The 19,207-nt window shown below is 75.3% G+C and carries 10 protein-coding genes and 5 pseudogenes; 11 read left to right on the top strand and 4 right to left on the bottom strand.

Going from position 1 to position 19,207, the window contains the following annotated elements:
- The first annotated feature begins 20 nt into the window (after positions 1 to 20).
- The 3 genes and pseudogenes from LUW75_RS02720 to LUW75_RS02710 all read left to right on the top strand — a co-directional run bounded on the left by LUW75_RS02720 (position 21) and on the right by LUW75_RS02710 (position 2,967).
- Positions 21 to 1,124 (top strand): annotated as a pseudogene (locus tag LUW75_RS02720) (FecCD family ABC transporter permease).
- Complete coding sequence (locus LUW75_RS02715) at positions 1,124 to 1,897, top strand: ABC transporter ATP-binding protein (RefSeq protein ID WP_250334191.1); 774 nt, start codon at positions 1,124 to 1,126, stop codon at positions 1,895 to 1,897. The pseudogene LUW75_RS02720 and the gene LUW75_RS02715 overlap by 1 nt, the downstream one beginning before the upstream one ends.
- Positions 1,898 to 1,933: 36 nt before the next feature.
- A pseudogene (locus LUW75_RS02710) lies at positions 1,934 to 2,967 on the top strand (ABC transporter substrate-binding protein).
- 195 nt (positions 2,968 to 3,162) lie between these two features.
- On the opposite strand, the pseudogene LUW75_RS02705 reads toward LUW75_RS02710, so the two are convergent.
- Positions 3,163 to 4,104: pseudogene (locus tag LUW75_RS02705) on the bottom strand (S41 family peptidase); the annotation flags it as partial.
- A 571-nt stretch (positions 4,105 to 4,675) separates the two neighbouring features.
- Between LUW75_RS02705 and LUW75_RS02700 the strand changes: the two are divergent.
- Complete coding sequence (locus LUW75_RS02700) at positions 4,676 to 5,455, top strand: exodeoxyribonuclease III (protein WP_250337522.1); 780 nt, start codon at positions 4,676 to 4,678, stop codon at positions 5,453 to 5,455.
- A gap of 73 nt (positions 5,456 to 5,528) precedes the next feature.
- On the top strand, positions 5,529 to 5,972 hold the full coding sequence (locus LUW75_RS02695) for a DUF6278 family protein (RefSeq protein WP_250334190.1): 444 nt from the start codon (positions 5,529 to 5,531) through the stop codon (positions 5,970 to 5,972).
- A gap of 160 nt (positions 5,973 to 6,132) precedes the next feature.
- Here the strand turns inward: LUW75_RS02695 and LUW75_RS02690 are convergent.
- Positions 6,133 to 7,738 (bottom strand): annotated as a pseudogene (locus LUW75_RS02690) (alpha/beta fold hydrolase).
- Between the two features lie 439 nt (positions 7,739 to 8,177).
- On the opposite strand from LUW75_RS02690, the pseudogene ggt reads away from it, so the two are divergent.
- The 6 genes and pseudogenes from ggt (at position 8,178) to LUW75_RS02660 (ending at position 15,756) form a co-directional block, all read left to right on the top strand.
- Positions 8,178 to 9,999 (top strand): annotated as a pseudogene (ggt, locus tag LUW75_RS02685) (gamma-glutamyltransferase).
- 413 nt (positions 10,000 to 10,412) lie between these two features.
- Positions 10,413 to 10,940, top strand: a complete 528-nt coding sequence (locus tag LUW75_RS02680; protein ID WP_250334189.1) for an Lrp/AsnC family transcriptional regulator — start codon at positions 10,413 to 10,415, stop codon at positions 10,938 to 10,940.
- Between the two features lie 175 nt (positions 10,941 to 11,115).
- Positions 11,116 to 11,916: a dimethylargininase gene (gene ddaH, locus LUW75_RS02675; protein WP_250337521.1), complete on the top strand. Its 801-nt coding sequence runs from the start codon at positions 11,116 to 11,118 to the stop codon at positions 11,914 to 11,916.
- On the top strand, positions 11,916 to 13,163 hold the full coding sequence (rocD, locus tag LUW75_RS02670) for an ornithine--oxo-acid transaminase (RefSeq protein WP_250334188.1): 1,248 nt from the start codon (positions 11,916 to 11,918) through the stop codon (positions 13,161 to 13,163). Before ddaH ends, rocD begins: the two co-directional genes overlap by 1 nt.
- Before the next feature lie 220 nt (positions 13,164 to 13,383).
- A complete protein-coding gene (locus tag LUW75_RS02665) occupies positions 13,384 to 14,214 on the top strand; it encodes an inositol monophosphatase family protein (protein ID WP_250334187.1) in 831 nt (276 codons plus the stop codon).
- Between the two features lie 120 nt (positions 14,215 to 14,334).
- The gene (locus LUW75_RS02660) at positions 14,335 to 15,756 is read left to right on the top strand and encodes a phytoene desaturase family protein (RefSeq protein WP_250334186.1); all 1,422 of its coding nucleotides are present in this window, start codon (positions 14,335 to 14,337) and stop codon (positions 15,754 to 15,756) included.
- A gap of 184 nt (positions 15,757 to 15,940) precedes the next feature.
- On the opposite strand, the gene LUW75_RS02655 is transcribed toward LUW75_RS02660, so the two are convergent.
- Positions 15,941 to 18,394: a beta propeller repeat protein gene (locus tag LUW75_RS02655; RefSeq protein ID WP_250334185.1), complete on the bottom strand. Its 2,454-nt coding sequence runs from the start codon at positions 18,392 to 18,394 to the stop codon at positions 15,941 to 15,943.
- 74 nt (positions 18,395 to 18,468) lie between these two features.
- Positions 18,469 to 19,206, bottom strand: coding sequence for a hypothetical protein (locus tag LUW75_RS02650; protein WP_250334184.1), 738 nt, complete (start codon positions 19,204 to 19,206; stop codon positions 18,469 to 18,471).
- Position 19,207 lies beyond the last annotated feature (1 nt).

Genomic DNA, 19,207 nt, shown 5'->3' with positions numbered 1-19,207 from the left:
GAGGCGAAAGCGATCCGCCTGTGGCCACGCTCCGCGACCGCATACCCGCCCCGCCGCACCGCACCGCGCGCGGCGGGCCCCCCACCACCCCGGCGCGTCCCGCTGCCCCTGCTCGTGGCCGGCCTGTGCGTCGCGCTCCCCGTCTCCCTGGCCTGCGGGGCGGGCATCGGGGCGTCGGGGCTCTCGTGGACCGAGGCGCTGCACCACCTCTGGGCGGGACTGACCGGCGGGTCCATCGCTCCGGACCAACTCCCCTCCTACACCATCGTGTGGGAGCTGCGCTTCCCGCGCGCCGTGCTCGCGGCGGTCGTCGGTGCCGGTCTGGCATCCATCGGCATCGCCGTCCAGGCCATGGTCCGCAACGCGCTGGCGGACCCGTTCGTCCTCGGCATCTCCTCCGGCGCCGCCGTCGGCGCCAACGCCGTGCTCATCTTCGGAGCCTTCGGCGCACTCGGCGTCTGGGCGCTGTCCACGGCGGCCTTCCTCTCCGCCCTCGCCGCCATGGCGCTGGTGTACGCGATAGCCCGGACCCCGCGGGGTCTGACTCCGCTCCGGCTCGTGCTGACCGGTACCGCGATGTACTACGGCTTCTCGGCCGCGACCACGTTCATGGTGTTCGCCGCCGAGCACGGTGAAGCGGCCCGGTCCGCGATGATGTGGCTGCTCGGCAGCCTGGGCGGGGCGAACTGGTCCTCCGTGCCGATCGCCGCGGTCGCGGTGCTCGGCGGCCTCGCCCACCTCGGCTGGTCGGCCCGGCGCCTGAACGCCCTGGCGATGGGCGACGAGACCGCCGCCGCGCTGGGGGCGGACCCCGAGCGGCTGCGCAGGGAGCTCTTCCTCACGGCCTCCGTCGTCACCGGCGCCGTGGTCGCGGTCAGCGGGGCGATCGGCTTCGTGGGCCTGATGGTCCCGCACGCCGCCCGGATGCTCGTCGGGGCGGACCACCGCCGGCTGCTGGCCGTCGCCCCCTGGCCGGCGCCGTGCTGCTGATCTGGGTCGACATCCTGTCACGGGTGGTGCTCGCCCCCGCCGAACTGCCTCTGGGCGTGCTGACGGCCGCGGTCGGCGTGCCCTGCTTCGTCCTGCTCATGCGCCGCCGTACCTACACCTTCGGAGGCGTGTGATGCGGGTCGACGTCGACATGGTCACCGTGGAGATCTCCGGTGCGCGGGTGGTGGAGGACGTCTCGCTGCGGGCGGGCAGCGGCCAGGTCGTGGGGCTCGTCGGGCCCAACGGCAGCGGCAAGTCCACCGTGCTGCGGTGCGTCTACCGGGCCCTGCGCCCCACGGCCGGTGCGGTACGCCTCGACGGTGACGACCTGCTGGCCATGAGCACGCGCGAAAGCGCGCGTCGGCTCGCGGCCCTTCCGCAGGAGGCGGTCGCGGAGTTCGACTTCACGGTGGCCGAGGTCGTGGCCATGGGCAGGCTGTCGCACCAGGGGGCGGTGGCCCGGGAGACCGACGAGGACCGGCGCGTGTGCGCCGCCGCACTGGAAGAGGTCGGCGCCGGCCACCTGGCCGACCGCGGCTTCCTCACGCTCTCCGGCGGTGAGAAGCAACGGGTGCTGATCGCCCGCGCCCTCAGCCAGCAACCGCGGGTCCTGGTGCTGGACGAGCCCACCAACCACCTGGACATCGCCCAGCAGCTGGAGGTCCTGGCGCTGGTCCGGGCCAGCGGGCTGACCGTGCTCACCGCGCTGCACGACCTCAACCTCGCCGCACTCCACTGCGACCTCGTCCACGTCGTCGACGGCGGGCGGATCGTCGCCTCCGGTGCCCCCCACGACGTTCTCACGCCCGCCCTGCTGGCCGACGTCTTCGGCGTGCGGGCACACCGCGTCCCCCACCCGGAGACGGGCGCGGTGCGGCTGCTCTTCGACCGTCTTCCCGCCCGGTAGTCCTCCCCCGTCCGCTCCCGAAGGAGTCGCCACCCCATGCCGAACCGCGCCCGCCCCGCCGCCCTCGCCCTCGCCCTCGTCCTGGCCCTCGCCCTCACCGCCACCGGATGCGGGGCGGACGTCTCCCCGGGGGAGGCGGAGGGGGCGGCGCCCGGGCCTCCGACGGCCACTACCCGGTCACGATCGAGAACTGCGGTGAGAGGAAGACGTTCCGGAGGGCTCCGCGCCGTGTGGTCACCAACGACGTGGGGATCACCGAGATCATGTTCGCCCTGGGCCTCGAGGACCACATGGCGGGGTACGTCATGCCCGACGACAGGGGCGACCTCGCGAAGGTGCCGTGGAGGGACGGCTACCGGAAGGCCGAGTGGCTCTCGAAGGAGCGGATCAACAAGGAACTGGTCCTGAACGCCCGCGCCGATCTGGTCTTCGCGGGCTGGAACTACGGCTTCGACGAGGGCGAGGGCTTCACGCCCGCCGCGCTGCGGCGCGTGGGCGTCGACTCGTACCTCCTCAGCGAGTCGTGCCGCAACGGGCGGGGCAAGGCCCGCGGGGTGATGCCGCCGCTCGACGCGCTCTACACGGACCTGCGGAACCTGGGGAAGGTGTTCGACGTCGAGGACAGGGCCGAGACCCTCATCGCCTCGTTCCGCGGGCAGGTGGCCGAAGCACAGGCGAAGGCCCCGAAGGGCGCCGACCGGCCGCGGGTGTTCCTCTACGACAGCGGACAGGACAAGCCGTTCACGTCCGGCGCCTTCGCCGGGCCCCACGACATCATCACCAAGGCCGGCGGCGACCACATCATGAAGGACCTCAAGGACAGCTGGACCACCGTGGGCTGGGAGACGGTCGTCGCCCGCGACCCCGAGGTCATCGTGATCAACGACTACGGCGACACCACCGCGGAGCAGAAGCGCGAGTTCCTCACGTCCTACAAGCCGCTCGCGAACGTCTCCGCCGTGAGAAACGACCGGATCGTCGTTCTCGACTACGCCGAACTCGTCGAGAGCCCCCGCAACCCCGCGGCCGTCGGCTCGCTCGCGGCGGACCTGGGGAACCCCGGCTCCTGAACGCCGGGGCCGCCCCGGTGAGCCGCCCACCCGGGCGGGCACGGGACGCGCGCCGCCGGGGACACGGCGGTACGCGGCGGCGGCCCGACCGCCGGCGGCCGGGGCGGCCCCGGCGGCGGGCCGCCGTGCGAGCCGGGCACGACTCGTACGCCGGACACGGAGCGGGCACGGTCCGAAGCCTCCGCACCGAGCGGCCGGGTGCCGGCGGGCGGTGAGGCGCTCGGCGATGCGGATCCCCAAGGCGTCGGAGCCGCCGCCATTGACCCGCAGGTCGATGATCAGGCCCTTCAGGCGCCGGGTGCGCTCCTGGCCGAAGACCGTGTCCAGCGCCCTGTCGAGCTCGGCCAGCTGGGCGGCGAAAGGGGCGCCGCCGCCCGCGTACCCGCCGAAGCCGGAGATCCGCAGATGGCCCTGCCCGCCGGGGAGGTCGGCGTAGGTGATCCGCCCGTTGGCGAAGTCCTGGAGGTCGCGGGCGTCCTCGAGGTCGTGCGCCACGACGAACGTCTTGACCTCGGCGTCCAACTCCCCGCTGGGCCGGACGGTGCCGGGGCGAATCTGCGCGAAGACGCGTTTGCCGTCCTGGACGGCGACGTGGGCGTCGTGGAGCGGCTTGACCATCTCGCTGAAGGCGGCGTAGAGCTCGTCCCTCGTCGTTCCCGTGTGTACCCGGGGGCGGTACCGGTCGCGCACGGTGTGCCAGTCGACGCCCTTGGCGGAAAAGAAGGGGTAGTTCTCCTCGAAGGACTGCCAGAAGACGTCAAAGGCGGCGAGCGGGCCCTCAGGGGCCGGACGCGTGCAGGCGTCGGGCAACTCCGGGATCCGGCGCAGGTTCCGGGCGCCGACGGAGCCGTCCACCCGCAGGGCCCCGCGGTCGCCGCCCCCTTGGGCGCGCACGGTGAGGACAGTGCCATCGGGCGTGGTGTAGGCGCCGGGACCGGTCCGCTGCGGGGAATCGCCCTTGAGACAGCTGACGGCGGTGGTCTGGTACTCCTGGAAGGTTCCCTTCCGGATGGACAGGACCGTGCCGTAGCCGTCCATGCGCCAGATTCCGTCGGTGGTCGGTCGGTGGGCGGTGGCGGCCGTCGCGGCTTGGCCGACGAGGGCCAGCGCGGCGGCGGTGGTCGTGACGATGCGCACGATTCCGCCTTCCCCGTAGACGACTTGCCCGGGACGGTCCCACGGTCGCCGACAGGGCGTTCTCCCGGCCATCCGGCTGCCCGGTTGATCGACGGTGGGGCCGGCCACCGCGACCGGCGATGCCCGGGGCGGTCGTGTTCGGGGCCGACCGTCGCGGACCGGGCCACGCCACCCGTGGGATCCGGTGTCCGACGCCCCGGCCGTCGCCCCGCCCCGCCCCGGCACCGCCGACGAGTACCGGCGGCGCGGTGTCCGCGCCCGCGGCCTCGAACCGACGGCCCGCCTCGTCCCCGGGCAGTGGTTCACCTCCGTCTTCGCCGCCGCCAGGCCCGGGATCGTCGGCTGGGCCGGCCGGATGGCCCGCACCACCGACCCCGGCCGCCACATCGCCGCCTTCGACGTCCGCGCCGACCTCGGCCGCGTCGGCGTCCCCACCCTCGTCCTCGTCGGCTCCGACGACCGCGTCGCGGCCCCGCCGAGGCCCCGCCGAGGCCCGGCGCGCCGTCGTCCGCGGTGCCGCGCACGGAGGCGTGAGCGCCCGCCGTCGGACCCCGCCGTTAGGCTGTCCGGCATGCGCATCGCGACCTGGAACGTCAACTCGATCACCGCCCGGCTGCCCCGCTTGTTGGCCTGGCTGGAGAGCAGCGGCACGGACGTGCTGTGCGTCCAGGAGACCAAGTGCGGCGCCGAGCAGTTCCCCGCGGCCGAGCTGCGCGAGCTGGGGTACGAGTCGGCGGTGAACGCCACGGGCCGGTGGAACGGCGTCGCCCTGGTCTCCCGGGTCGGCCTGGACGACGTGGTGCGCGGTCTGCCCGGGGGGCCCGGGTACGAGGGCGTGCAGGAGCCGCGGGCGGTCTCCGCGACCTGCGGCCCCGTCCGCCTCTGGTCCGTGTACGTGCCCAACGGCCGCGAGGTCGCCCACGACCACTACGTGTACAAGCTGCGCTGGCTGGAGGCCCTCCGGGCCGCCGTCGCCGAGGACGCGGCGGGTCCGCGCCCCTTCGCGGTGCTCGGCGACTTCAACGTCGCGCCCACCGACGACGACGTGTGGGACCGCTCCCTCTTCGAGGGCTCCACGCACGTCACGGAGCCCGAGCGGGCCGCGCTGGAGGCCCTGCGCGGGACGGGCCTGAGCGACGTCGTGCCGCGCGCCCTCAAGTACGACCGCCCCTTCACCTACTGGGACTACCGACAGTTGGGCTTCCCGAAGAACCGCGGCATGCGCATCGACCTGGTGTACGGCAACAGGCCGTTCGCCGACGCCGTCCGGGACGGCTACGTCGACCGCGAGGAGCGCAAGGGCAAGGGGGCGTCCGACCACGCCCCCGTCGTCGTCGACCTCGACGTGTGACCCGGCGCCGTCCGCACCGGCCCCGCGCGCGCCCCGTAGTGCGCGGCGCCCGCGGGGTGACACGCTGGGCCGTATGGACATCCCTTTTCTGGACTCCTGGCGCAGGCGGCGTACCGGCGGGCGGAGCACGGCCCTCGCGTCCGCCCTGGAGAGAGACCCGGAGGGCGTCGCCGGCCTGCTCTCCGAGTGCGCCCTGCTGCGTTCCCGGGCCGAGGAGGCGGGAGTGCCGCTCGACGACACCCCGCGCTCCCTGGAGGCCCTCGACCAGATGCCGCCGCGCTGGCGCGAGGATCCCGAGGAGCTGCCGTGGCTGGGCAACGACGCGGGCCTGTACCTCGGCACGGTGATCGTGCGCACCGTGCCGGGCGCCGTGTGGGACGTCCTGCCCGGTGGCCGTGCCGTGGTCCGCCTGGCCTCCGGGCGGGAGCTCGACGTCGTCGGCGCGGGCCTCGACTGGGCGATCTCCGGCTCGCCCCAGCTGTCGCAGACCTACGGGGAGGCGGCCGAGGGACGCTGACCACCCCTCTAGCATTTGCCCCGTCTCATCATGAAATACCGTTAATGCCCGATTTCCGTGTCGGGGTGTGGAGCCCCCTTCCGGGCTGGATAGTTTGCGCTGGCCCCGGTACCCGCGAGGGAGAGGGAGGTCTCCAGTACGGTCCGGCGGCGGCCGAAGATCACTCCGCGCGCAGCGGCACCGACAGGTACGAGGGGTCGGACGGCGGCGAGGAGAAGGTCAGCCGCGCGCCGGCCGGGTTGTGTTCCATGTACAGGGGGTCGGCGGTGTCGACGACCAGGGCGAGCCGGTGTCCCGCCGGCACGTCGTACGCCGTCGAGAACAGCTCCAGGTCCACCGTGAACGGCTCGCCCGGCGTCTTCCCGTGGAAGGTGTGGGGCGCGTTGCTCACCAGCCTGCCGACGCCCAGGGGCCCCACGTCGTACAGGTACGCCACCAGGGTGCCGCTGCTCGCCGTGCCGGTGACGGTGGTGTGCAGCCGCGCCGTGCCGCGCACGCGCCGCGCCGTCGGGTACCGCTCCGACTGCCAGACGGCGGCGTACGAGCGGGGGAGTAGCGGCACCGAGACGGTCGGCGGGATCCGGAGGAACTGGTCGAGGGTGCTGGACAGCATGAGGGTGCCGCCGTTGGCGCCCGAGTCCACGCCGGTGCCGATCCGCCGGTCGCCGAGGGGGAGGCGCTCCTCGCGCGCGCCGACCGACGCCCAGTCGGCGTACCCCTCGTAGCCGCCGGAGGTGCGGGACCTGAGCTGGACGGGCCGTTCGCGGTCGACGCCGTTGTCGACGCCCCTGAGGTGGTGGTCGAACCAGCGGTGGGCGCTGGTCCAGGTGTCGTTGGGCAGCCCCAGCAGGCCGGTGCCCTCGGCGGTGGCGTGGTCCCCGGGGCGGAACTCCAGGCGCTTGGGGCCGGTGAGCCGCTCGTAGAAGGAGGCGTACTGGTTGGGCGGGAAGAGCGTGTCGCCCCAGGCGTTGCCGAGCATGACGGCGGCGCCGTTGGCGTTGATGCGGTCGACGTACGTGGCGGGGGGAGCGCTCGCGGCCCCACGCGATCATCTCCCGCTCGCCGTCCAGGTCCGAGGAGAGGAAGCCCGCGAGGATGCGCTGGAGTTCGGGGCCGGGGCGGCCGGTGAGGTATGCGGAACCGCCGAGCATGGCGGCGGCCTGGAGGTGCTGCGTGCGGCCGCTGTAGATGGAGCCGACCAGGTCGGCCCAGCCGCTGAGTGCCACGACGGCCTTGATCCGCTCGTCGTGCGCGGCGGCGAGGAGGGTGATCCCGGCGCCGTACGAGACGCCGGCCATGCCGATGCGGTCGGGGTCGGCGGGGGTGTGGGCGAGGGCCCAGTCGACGACCGCGGAGGCGTCGGCGACGTCGCGCGGGCCGGCGACCTCGATGTGGCCGCCGGACTGCCAGAAACCGCGCGAGTTGTAGCTGACGACGACGTACCCGGCGTCCGCGAGCCTGCGGGCCTGGGCCAGGTACTCGACCTGCGGCATGCCCCAGCTGGTGGGGAGCACGAGGACCGGGTAGCGGCGGGTGCCGGTGGCGTCGGAGGGGGTGACGACGTTGGCCTTGAGGACGGTGCCGCCGTCCCCGGCGATGTCGACGAACCGGACGCCGGACGTCTCGGCGGCCCCGGCCGCGACGGCGGTCACGGGGGCGGTGCCGGCCGCGGCGGCGGGGGCGAACCCGAAGGCCGCCCCCGTGGCCAGGACGGCGGCGGCGGTGCCGACGGCCGCGGTGCGCATGGCTGTGCGCGCGTGTCCCATGGGTCGCTCCTCGTTCGCGTGGGCGCGGGGCTGGAAGTGACCCGACGGTAACCCCTGGGGATTACCTCAGGTAACGGTCGGGTGGGTTACGTGACGGTAACAATGGGTCCGCGCGGTCCCGGCGGAACGGTCCGCACGGACGCGCCGGCCGCCGCGCCGGTGCGGCACCCGCCCGCGTGCAGCGCGGAGAGGCGGCCGGCGGGGAGACCCCCGGGTAGGTCCCCCGGCTCCGGGGCGGACGCGTCCGCGGGGCCGCGACCGGGCGGGACCCGGACGTCTGACGCACCGCTCCGGACGCCGGCCCCCGCCTCCGACGCGCCCCCGGCCCCCGCCTCCCGGTGCCCGCCGGCTCGCGGGAGCCGCGGGCGCGCGGCGGTCCTGACGCGCCGTGCGGTCTGAAGTTACGCTGCGCGGAAGTCCGTTGACCGGAGGTACCCGCATGCGTCGCCCCACCGTACGGAACGTCTCCCTCGCCGTCGCCGCCGCGACGGTCCTCGCGGTCGGCGCGGCCGCGCCACCCGGCCCCGCGCCCTCCGCGACCGCGCCCACCGCCCCGGCGCCCGCGAAGCAACCCGTCGCCGTCGGGTACGGCGGGGCCGTCTCCAGCGTCGACCCCGACGCGTCCGCGGCCGGGATCGAGGTGCTGCGCGCGGGCGGCAACGCCGTCGACGCGGCCGTCGCCACCGCCGCCGCCCTCGGCGTCACGGAGCCGTACTCGGCGGGCATCGGCGGGGGAGGCTACCTCGTCCACTACGACGCCCGCACCCGCACCGTCCACACCGTCGACGGCCGCGAGACCGCGCCCCGTTCGGCGGACGCCTCCCCTCTTCCTGGAGGACGGCAGACCCATCCCCTTCGAGGAGGGCATGACCGGCGGCCTCGGCGTCGGTACCCCCGGCACCCCCGCGACCTGGGAATCCGCGCTCGACGCCTGGGGTACCAAACCGCTGAAGGAGCTGCTGGAGCCGGCCGTGCGGCTGGCCAGGGACGGCTTCGTCGTCGACGAGACGTTCCGCGAGCAGACCCGTGAGAACGAGGACCGGTTCCGGGACTTCCCGGCCAGCGCCGAGCTGTTCCTGCCGGGCGGCGAACTGCCGGTCGTCGGCTCGGTCATGAAGAACCCCGACCTCGCCCGCACGTACGAGAAGCTGGCCCGCCGGGGCGCCGGGGCGCTCTACCGGGGCGACCTGGCCCGCGACATCGTCCGCACCGTCCGCACCCCGCCCGTGCGGCCCGGCGCCGATCGCACCGTGCGGCCCGGCGACCTGACGGTGCGGGACCTCGCGGAGTACGAGCCGATCTTCCGGCGCCCCACCAGGGTCTCCTACCGGGGCCTCGACGTGTACGGCATGGCACCGTCCTCGTCGGGCGGCACCACCGTCGGCGAGGCGCTCAACATCCTGGAGGGAACGGACCTGTCGCGCGCCTCCCACGAGGGGTACCTGCACCGGTTCGTCGAGGCCAGCCGCGTCGCCTTCGCCGACCGCGGGAGGTGGGTGGGCGACCCGGCCTTCGAGGACGTGCCGGTGCGGGGGCTGCTGTCGCAGCGGTTCGCGGACGCGCGGGCCTGCCTCATCAGCGACGACAAGGCCCTGACCAGCCCGCTCGCCCCCGGGGACCCGCGTAACCCCGAACCGTGCGCCACGACCGGGAAGGCGGTGCCGACGACGTACGAGGGCGAGGACACCACCCATCTGACGGTCTCCGACCGCTGGGGCAACGTCGTCGCCTACACCCTCACCATCGAGCAGACCGGCGGCAGCGGCATCACCGTGCCGGGCCGCGGCTTCCTCCTCAACAACGAGCTGACCGACTTCTCCTTCGCCCCGGCCGACCCGGCGGTCCACGACCCGAACCTGCCCGGCCCCGGCAAGCGCCCGCGCTCCTCGATGTCCCCGACCATCGTCCTGGACCGCGACGCCCGCCCCGTCCTCGCGCTCGGCTCGCCCGGCGGCTCGACCATCGTCACCACCGTCCTGCAGACCCTCACCGGCGTCGTCGACCGGGGTCTGCCGTTGGTCGACGCGATCGCCGCGCCGCGCGCCAGCCAGCGCAACCGTCCCGTCACCGACCTCGAACCCGGCCTGTACGACAGCCCGCTGCGCGCCCACCTCACCGCCCTGGGCCACGCCTTCCGCCGGACGCCGGAGATCGGCGCCGCCACCGGGATCCAGCGCCTCCCGGACGGACGCTGGCTGGCCGCGGCCGAAACGGTTCGCCGGGGCGGTGGGTCCGCGATGGTCGTCCGTCCGGCGCACTGACGCGCGGTCCGCTCCCCAGCGGTCCGGGAGGCGGCTCCCGCCCCGCCGGGGAGCGGACCGCGCGGCGGTGCGGCCCCGGGCCGGAGGGGCGCGACGCCCCGCCGGAGGGCGGGCGCCGTGGACCACCCGGGTGCGAAACGCGAACGGGTCGGGTGGGAGACGGCGGTGATCCCGCCCCGCGGCGCGGCCCGCGTCTCCCCCTGCGCCCCGCTCCACGCGGATGAACGCCCCGGCCGCGCGCCGCGCCCGCCCGGCCCGGCGGCCGACGCGTACGGCGGGGAAACCGCCCTCCGGCGGGCGCGTGGACGCGCGGCCGCGGCGACGGACGCCCCCGCGCGGCACCGGAGCGCTCCGGCAAGATGGGGGGCGGAACCACCGCCGCCCCGGGGCGGCACGAGGAAAGATCGCCTGCCATGACAGCCAAGTCCACACCGTTCGACGAGATCGACCGGAAGATCGTCGCGACCCTGATGGCGAACGCCCGGGCGAGTTTCTCCGAGATCGGCGCGGAGGTCGGCCTGTCGGCCACCGCGGTCAAGCGCCGGGTGGACCGGCTGCGCAGGGCCGACGTGATCACGGGCTTCAGGGCCACCGTCCGGCCGTCCGCGCTGGGCTGGCGCACGGAGGCGTACATCGAGGTGTACTGCGACAACGCGGCCCCGCCCCGGCGCCTCGCGGAGGTCGCGCGCAAGTACCCGGAGATCGCGGCGGCCATGACGGTGACCGGCGCCGCCGACGCGCTGCTGCACGTCAGGGCCACCGACGTGGAGCACTTCGAGGAGGTGCTGGAGCGGATCCGCAGCGAGCCCTTCATCCGCAAGACGATCAGCTACATGGTCCTGTCCCACCTGCTGCCCGACAGCCCGGAGGCCGGGGCCAGCGAGTCCGCCCCGGGAGCCCTCCCCGGCGCGGCGGCGAACGGCGCAGGAAACCTGCTCTGACCCGCCGTTCCACGCAGCGTTCCTGCGTATGGGCGCAGCCCTTCGTTCTTGTTGTGTGAACGGGCCGTTTCCTACGGTGGGAGCACCCCAGTCGTCATCGCAGAAGGCGGAGGAATCCTCTGTGCCCGTGAGACCTGCCTCGCTCGGCCGTGACTGGCGCCCCCGGCGCTACGTGATGTGCGAGCCCCGCTACTTCGACGTGCGTTACGCCATCAACCCGTGGATGAACCCCGAGGACCGGGTCGACCTCTCGCTCGCCCGCGACCAGTGGCACCACCTGGTCGAGGTCTACCGCGACCATGGCCACACGGTCGAGACGGTGGCCCCGGCGGAGGGCCTGCCCGACATGGTGTTCGCGGCGAACGCGGCCCTCGTCGTGGACGGCCGGGTCTTCGGCTCCTCCTTCCACGCGCCCGAGCGGCAGCCGGAGGCCGAGCTGTACGCGGCCTGGTTCAAGGAGGCCGGGTACGACGTCCACCAGGCCTCGGCGGTCTGCGAGGGCGAGGGCGACCTCGTGCCGACCGGCCGGTACGTGCTGGCGGGCACCGGGTTCCGTACGCAGCGGGCCGCCCACCACGAGGCGCAGGAGTTCTTCGGCAGGCCGGTGATCGGCCTCCAGCTGGTGGACCCCCGCTTCTACCACCTGGACACCGCGCTGTTCCTCCTCCGCGAGACGGGCGGCGAGGACGACGCGACGGGCGCCGGGAACGTCGCGTACTACCCGGGCGCGTTCTCCCCCGGCAGCCGCGAGGTCCTCCGGAGGCTCTTCCCGCAGGCGGTGATCGCCAGCGAGGAGGACGCCCTGACCTTCGGCCTCAACTCCGTCTCCGACGGCCACCACGTCTTCATCGACCCCCGGGCACACGGCCTGATCGACCAGCTCGCCGATCGCGGTTACGCCCCCGTCCCCGTCGACCTCTCGGAGTTCCGCAAGTCCGGCGGGGGCATCAAGTGCTGCACACAGGAGATCCGCTGATGACCGCTTCCGCCACCACCGCCGCCGCCCCGGTGTCCGCCTCCGAGACGCGTTCGTCGGCGGAGCTGATCCGCGCCGAGGCCCCGGTGCTCGCGCACAACTACCACCCCCTGCCCGTGGTCGTCGCCCGCGCGGAGGGCACCTGGGTCGAGGACGTCGAGGGCCGCCGCTACCTCGACATGCTGGCCGGCTACTCGGCCCTCAACTTCGGGCACCGCCACCCCGCCCTCGTCGAGGCGGCCCACCGCCAGCTCGACGAGCTCACGCTCACCTCGCGCGCCTTCCACAACGACCGGCTGGCCGGCTTCGCCGAGCGCGTGGCCGCGCTGACCGGCCTCGACATGGTGCTGCCGATGAACACCGGCGCCGAGGCCGTGGAGAGCGCCGTCAAGGTGGCGCGCAAGTGGGCGTACGAGGTCAAGGGCGTCGCGCCGGACCGGGCGACGATCGTCGTCGCCGACGGCAACTTCCACGGCCGCACGACGACCATCGTGAGCTTCTCGACGGACGAGTCGGCCCGCACCGGCTTCGGTCCCTTCACCCCCGGCTTCCGCGTCGTCCCCTACAACGACCTCGCCGCGCTGGAGGCGGCCGTGGACGAGACGACGGCGGCCGTGCTGATCGAGCCCATCCAGGGCGAGGCGGGCGTCATCATCCCCGACGAGGGCTACCTCACCGGTGTCCGCGAGCTGACCCGGCGCGCGGGGTGCCTCTTCATCGCCGACGAGATCCAGTCGGGCCTGGGGCGCACCGGCCGAACCCTGGCCGTCGAGCACGAGGCGGTCGTGCCGGACATGCTGCTCCTGGGCAAGGCCCTGGGCGGCGGCATCGTCCCGGTCTCCGCGGTGGTCGCCCGCCGCGACGTGCTCTCCGTGCTGCGGCCCGGTGAGCACGGCTCGACGTTCGGCGGCAACCCGCTCTCCGCGGCGGTCGGCTCGGCGGTCGTGGACCTGCTGGCCACCGGCGAGTTCCAGCGGCGCGCCACCGAGCTGGGCCAGGTGCTGGGCCGGGGTCTGGCCGCGCTCACCGGCTCGGGCGTCACGGCCTACCGGGCCCGCGGGCTCTGGGCGGGCGTCGACATCGACCCCGCGATCGGCACGGGGCGGCAGATCAGCGAGCGCCTCATGGCCGAGGGCGTCCTGGTCAAGGACACCCACGGCTCCACGATCCGGCTGGCGCCGCCGCTGACCATCACGGAGGAGGAGCTGGAGTCCGCGCTCGCGGCTCTGCGGAAGGTCCTGGGCTGAGCCCGCGCGGTCGTGGGGCGGGCCGGCGGCCCGCCCCACGACCGCCCCTCGTCCCACGGCCTGCGGCCTTCCGCGCCCGCCCCGGCGCGGAAGGCCGCAGGCCGTTTCCCCGGGGCCGTGAACCCCGGGGGAACGGCGGGTTGCGGCGGGAGCCGCCCGCGCCATCGGACGTCACCACCCGTGAACCCCGTGTGTCAGCGGGGCGTGGTGTGATGGACACATGATCGATGACCTTCTGGACGACACCGGCTTCCTGTCCGCCGTCGAGGACGCGATCCGCGCGGCCACCGCCGACGAGGTCATGCCCCGCTGGCGGAAGCTGGCCGCGCACGAGGTCGGCGAGAAGTCCGGCCCGCACGACCTGGTCACCGTCGCCGATCGCGAGGCCGAGAAGCACCTGGCGCGGTCCCTGATCGCACTGCTGCCCGGCTCCGTCGTGGTGGGGGAGGAAGGGGTCCACGCCGATCCGGGCGTGTACGACGCGGTGCGCGGCGACGCGCCCGTGTGGATCGTCGACCCGGTCGACGGCACACGCCAGTTCGTCCGCGGCGAGCCCGGCTTCTGCACCCTCGTCGCCCTCGCCCGCCACGGGGAGCTGCTGGCGTCCTGGACGCACGCGCCGGCGCTCGGCGAGACGGCCGTCGCCGTGCGGGGCCGGGGCGCCCGGCTGAACGGTTCGGCCCTGCGGGCCGGCACGCCCGAGCCCGGCGCGGCGCTCCGCGTCGCCACGTCCCACCCCGACCACACCACGTCCGCGCAGAAGCGCGCCATCGAGGGGCTCGCCGCAGAGGGCGTCGCCCCCCGGCCGTGCGGCTCGGCGGGGCTGGAGTACCTGGCGGTGGCACGCGGCGACTCCGACGCCGTCGCCTTCACCTGGGAGTACGCCTGGGACCACGCGGCGGGGCTCCTGCTGGTCACGGAGGCGGGCGGCGCGCACCGCACGATCGACGGCGCGCCGTTCCGCGTCACCGGGGGCAACGCCCTGCCGTTCACGGCGGCACGGGACGCGGCGACGGCCGCGCGCGTCGCGTCCCTCCTCCGCCCGCAGTGACGCACCGGGCCCGGCCGTCCGCCGCCCGGACGGCCGCCCCCGCCCGTCCGCCGCCGGACGGCCGGGCGGAGGGCCCTATCCTGGGCTCTCCTGGCCGCCGGCTGACGAAGGAGTCCGAAGGTGCCGTCGATGCTCGATGCCGTCGTCGTGGGGGCGGGCCCCAACGGGCTGACCGCCGCCGTCGAGCTGGCCCGCCGCGGCTTCTCGACCGCCGTGTTCGAGGCGAAGGGCACGGTCGGCGGCGGGGCCCGCACGCAGGAGCTGACCCTCCCGGGCTTCCGCCACGACCCGTGCTCGGCCGTGCATCCGCTGGGCGCCGGGTCGCCCGCCTTCCGCGCCATGCCGCTCGGCCGCCACGGCCTCGAGTGGCTCCACGCGCCGCTGCCCATGGCGCATCCCTTCGACGACGGCACGGCCGCCGTACTGTCCCGGTCCGTGGCCGAGACGGCCGCCTCGCTCGGACCGCGCGACGCCGGCGCGTACCGCCGTCTCGTCGCCCCGTACGTCGGCAGGTGGGACACGCTCTCCCGGGACTTCATGTCGCTGCCGCTGACCGCGCTGCCCCGCGACCCCCTCACCCTCGCCCGCTTCGGCCTCGACGGCCTGCCCCCGTCCACCTGGCTGATGCGCCGTTTCCGCGACGACCGCGCCCGCGCCCTCTTCGCCGGCCTCGTCGCCCATGTCATCGCCCCGCTCGACGGCCTCGCGACCGGCGCCGTCGGCCTCGTCTTCGCGCTCGCCGCGCACGCCAACGGCTGGCCCCTGCCGCGCGGCGGCTCCCAGGCCCTCTCGGACGCCCTCGCCGCGTACCTGCGGGAACTCGGCGGCGCCGTCCACACGGACTACGAGGTCAAGCGACTGGACGACCTGCCGCCGGCCCGCGCGTACGTCTTCGACACCTCGCCCACCGCCCTCGCCCGGATCGCCGGCCTCGGCGGCCTCTACGACGGCTACCGGTACGGCGCCTCCGTCTTCAAGATCGACTACGCGCTGGACGGCCCCGTCCCCTGGACCGCCGAGGAGCCCCGCCGCGCCGGCACCGTGCAGGTCGGCCCGCTCAGCCGGGACATCGGCACCGCCCTGCGCCAGGCGTCCGGAGGCACGGCGCCCGGCACGCCGTTCCTGATCACCGCCCAGCCCAGCCTCGTCGACCCGGGCCGCGCCCCGGCCGGCAAGCACGTCTTCTGGGTGTACGGCCACGTCCCCAACGGCTGGGAGGGCGACCTCACCGACGCGATCGAGCGGCAGCTCGAACGGTTCGCGCCAGGCTTCCGCGACCTCGTCCTCGCCCGCGCCACCGCCGGCCCGCCCCACATGGCCGCCCACAACGCCAACTACGTCGGCGGCGACATCGCCTGCGGCGCCGCCGCCGGCCTCCAGCTCCTCCTGCGGCCCCGCCTCACCCTCCGCCCCCACCACACCCCGCACCCGGCGGTGTTCCTCTGCTCCTCCGCCACCCCGCCCGGCCCCGGTGTCCACGGCATGTGCGGGCACAACGCCGCGAAGGCGGTCTGGCGGCACCTGCGCCGCGGGCCGCGCTGAGGACGCACCGGCGGGACCGGGCGGGACCGGCCCGTGCCGGGACCGACCCCGGCGGGTGCACGGGGCGCCCGCCCGGCGCGCGGGCGGGGGGCGGGCGCCCCGGGCGGACGGGGCGCGGCGCGGCGGACGGCCGCCGGACCGCACCGGCGGCTCCCGGCCCGGCCGCCGGGAGCCGCCCGGCGGCTCATCCGGCGTCGGACAGGTCGATGCGGAACATGCCGCGGCCGTGCGTCACGCACACCAGCGTCCCGCCCATCCAGAACAGGTCGTCGACCGAGCAGTTCGTCGGGCCCTCGTTCGTCGGCGACCACGACAGCCCCGCGTCCTCGCTGGCGAACAGCCCGACCTCCGTCCCGCAGTAGAGGTACGCGGGGTGCCGCGGGTGCACGGCGAGGGCCCGTACGGGGGCGGCGGGCAGCGCGGAGCCCAGGTTCACCCACTCGCCGCCGCCGTCCCCGGTCGCCCAGACGTTGCCGCGGACGTACCCGCCGAACGTGGCGTACACGGTGTCCGGGTCGTCCGGGTGGGCCGTCAGGCAGGTGCAGTACCGGGCCGGTTCGAGCGGGCGGGGCCCGGTCACGCCGACGCGGTCCCAGGACGGAACGGGATCCGTGCCGTCGCCCGTGCGGAACACCTGGCCGTCCGCGTGGCCCACCCAGACGACCTCCGGGTGGCCGGGCGCCACCGCGATCGCGCTGACCGGACGTCCCGCCGGCGGTTTGACCGACCGCCAGCCGGGGCCCGAGGACAGGGTGTTGGGCTCTCCGGCGTCGTCCGTGCGCCAGAGGGACATGCCGCCGGCGAGGATCCGCCGGGGCTCGTTCGGGTCGAGCACGAACGGGGCGATGAACAGCGCGTCGCCGGTCATGGCGTCCGGGATGCGATAGGGGACGGGCTTCCACTGCCACGCGTTGGCCACCGGGTCCAGCACCTGGCCGTTGATGTACCTCTCGTACCACGGCTCGCCCGCCGACACCCCGTCCGTCGTCGCGCCGTCCGTGCAGCGGTGGATGCCCAGGTGCACGTACTCGCCGTAGAAGACGTCCGGGTCGCTCGGGTCGGCGGCGCACCAGCCGCCGTCGCCGCCGAAGATCTTCCGCCAGGTCTCGCTGCCCGCGGCCGGATCGACGGCGAGGGTGCCGTTGTCCTGCGCGCCGCCGATGATCGTGCCGGTGGAGGCGTTCCCCGCACCCCCGTAGAACTGCGTGGCGCCGTAGTTGTTGACCAGCTCGGTCCAGCCCGCCACGTACGGGGGTCCGGGCTCGGTGCCCACGGCCGCCAGGTCCGCCGCCTCGAACACGCCGCCGTCGTTGCCGAAGAACACCGTCCGGTTGCCCCTCCCGTCGTAACCGGGGTGCGCGGTGATCGCGTGGTGGTCCGCGTGCACCGACCGGTCGTCCCACCAGGTGCTGATCTCCCTGAGCCGGTCGCCCCCGTCGGTGCTGCGCCACAGGTTGACGCCGCCGACGACCAGCAGGTCCTCGTCGGTCGGGTCGCCGGCCCAGACGGCGTTGTCGTACCAGCCCTGCGTGCCGAGGTACGGCGCCTTCCGGCCGTCCGGGCCGAGCGTCCGCCGCCGCAGGTACGAGGCACCGCCGTCGGACGACCGCCAGATCTCGCCGTCCACCGCCTGCACCGACGCGTACACCACCTCCGCCGTGCGGGCCGCGTAGGCCAGCTCGACGCGCCCCGTCCAGGGGCCGCGCTCGGCGGGCAGCCAGCTCAGGCCGCCGTCCCGCGTGTACCAGGCCTCGCCGTCCCGCATCGCCCCCGCGACGGCCCGGCGGTCGTCGCCCGGGTCGTACCTGACGTCCGCCACCGGCACCCGCAGCACCTGCCGCCAGGTGGCCCGCGCGGGGTCGTCGCAGCGGTGGAGGCCGCTGTCGGTCGCCGCCAGGAGCACCTCGCCGGTCGACGACACCGCGATCCGGCTCACGTAGTGGAAGTCCGGCGTCTGCGTGGCCGGCAGCGGTGCCCACGTCACGGTGTCGGCGGTGGTGAAGACGCCGGCGCCGCGCAGCGCGTCTCCGTTGGAGAACCCCTCGCCCGTGCCGACGTACATCCGGGCCGGGTCGGCCGGGTCCATGACGATGCAGGCGCAGGCGAGGTTGCCGAGGAAGTCGTCGACGGGCGCCCACCGCCCTCCGCCGTCCGCGGTGTGCCACACCCCGCCGCCGGCGCTCGCCGCCCACATCCTGCGCGGTTCGTCCGGGTCGATCACGAGGCCGCGGGTGCGGCCGCCGATGTTGCCGGGGCCGAGCCACTCCCAGGCGGTCGTCGCCGTCCCGGCGGTCGGTGCCGGCCCCGACCGGGCCCCGATCCCCTCCCGGAGGGTGGGCACGCCGGCCGTCGTCGGGGCGGGCGGACTGGAGCGGACGGCCGTCCACAGCTGCCCGAGGGCCGTCTCCAGCGCCTGCTCGGGCACCTCGCCGTCGTCGTCCCGCTCCTGCTCGAGGCGGAAGAGACCGCGTTCGGTGGGCAGGTCGGGGTGGTCGAGGTGGACCAGCGCCTGCCGTACGGCGCCCTCCGGCATCTCCGCGAGCGTCTCGTTGGTGGTGCCGCGGCTCTCCCGCAGCAGCACCACCTGCTCGACGCTGATGTGCTTGGCGCGGGCCAGTTCTTCGTCCGGGATGATCATGGCGATCCGCCCTCCTCGCGGGCCGGATGGTCGACTGCGGGTCACGGCCTCCGGCCGCGGCCGGAGGCCCGGGGTCACGGGCGGGGCATCGGCGGGACCCCGCGCGGACCCTCGTCCAGCACCACCTCCCAGGCGGGTGCGCCCGCCCCCGGGTCCACCGCCCGCAGCACCAGCGCGTCGGCCTCCGGTCCCCGCCGCACGGCCAGCTCGATCCGCCGCGCCCCCACCCGCCGCGCCTCCAGGACGTCCGGGGCGAGCGGCCCGGTGCCCTCCGGGGCCTCCCGGCCGGCCGGGGCCGGGGGGCCGGGCGGTTCGGGCAGCACCTTCGGCGCCGGGCCGGCCGGGCGCACGCGCACCGCCCCGCGCGCCTCCCGGACCAGGTCCGCGGGGGTGCCCGGACCGGGCGGCGCGCCCCCGTCGTACACAGTGCGCGCGGCCCAGCGCAGCACGACGTGCCCGCCGCCGGGCAGCTCGGCGGTCAGCGTGAAGGCGGGTGTGTCGTCGAGCGAGGGGCGGGCCCAGGACGGCAGGTCCAGGGGCGCGGAGCTCCACCGCTCGGTGCCCTCCCCGACGTCGAGGACCACCACCGCGACCGGGCCCGCCGGGCCCGGCCCGTCCCGCGGGGGCGGCCCGCCGAGCCGTACGGCGACGACCGCCCGGTCCGTCACGGCGCACGGCCGCAGCCGGCGGCCGCGGCGCCACAGCACCGCGCCGGTGCCCACGTCGAGCGCGATCAGCGTGCCGTGCCGGTCGTGGACGACCGCCCGCCGGCCGTCCGCGTCGACCACACCGCGCGGAATGCCCGCGACCATC

This window comes from Streptomyces sp. MRC013 (genome assembly GCF_023614235.1).
Lineage (GTDB): Bacteria > Actinomycetota > Actinomycetes > Streptomycetales > Streptomycetaceae > Streptomyces.
The sequence above is the reverse complement of the archived record's forward strand: the minus strand, read 5'-3'. Positions and strand labels throughout refer to the sequence as shown.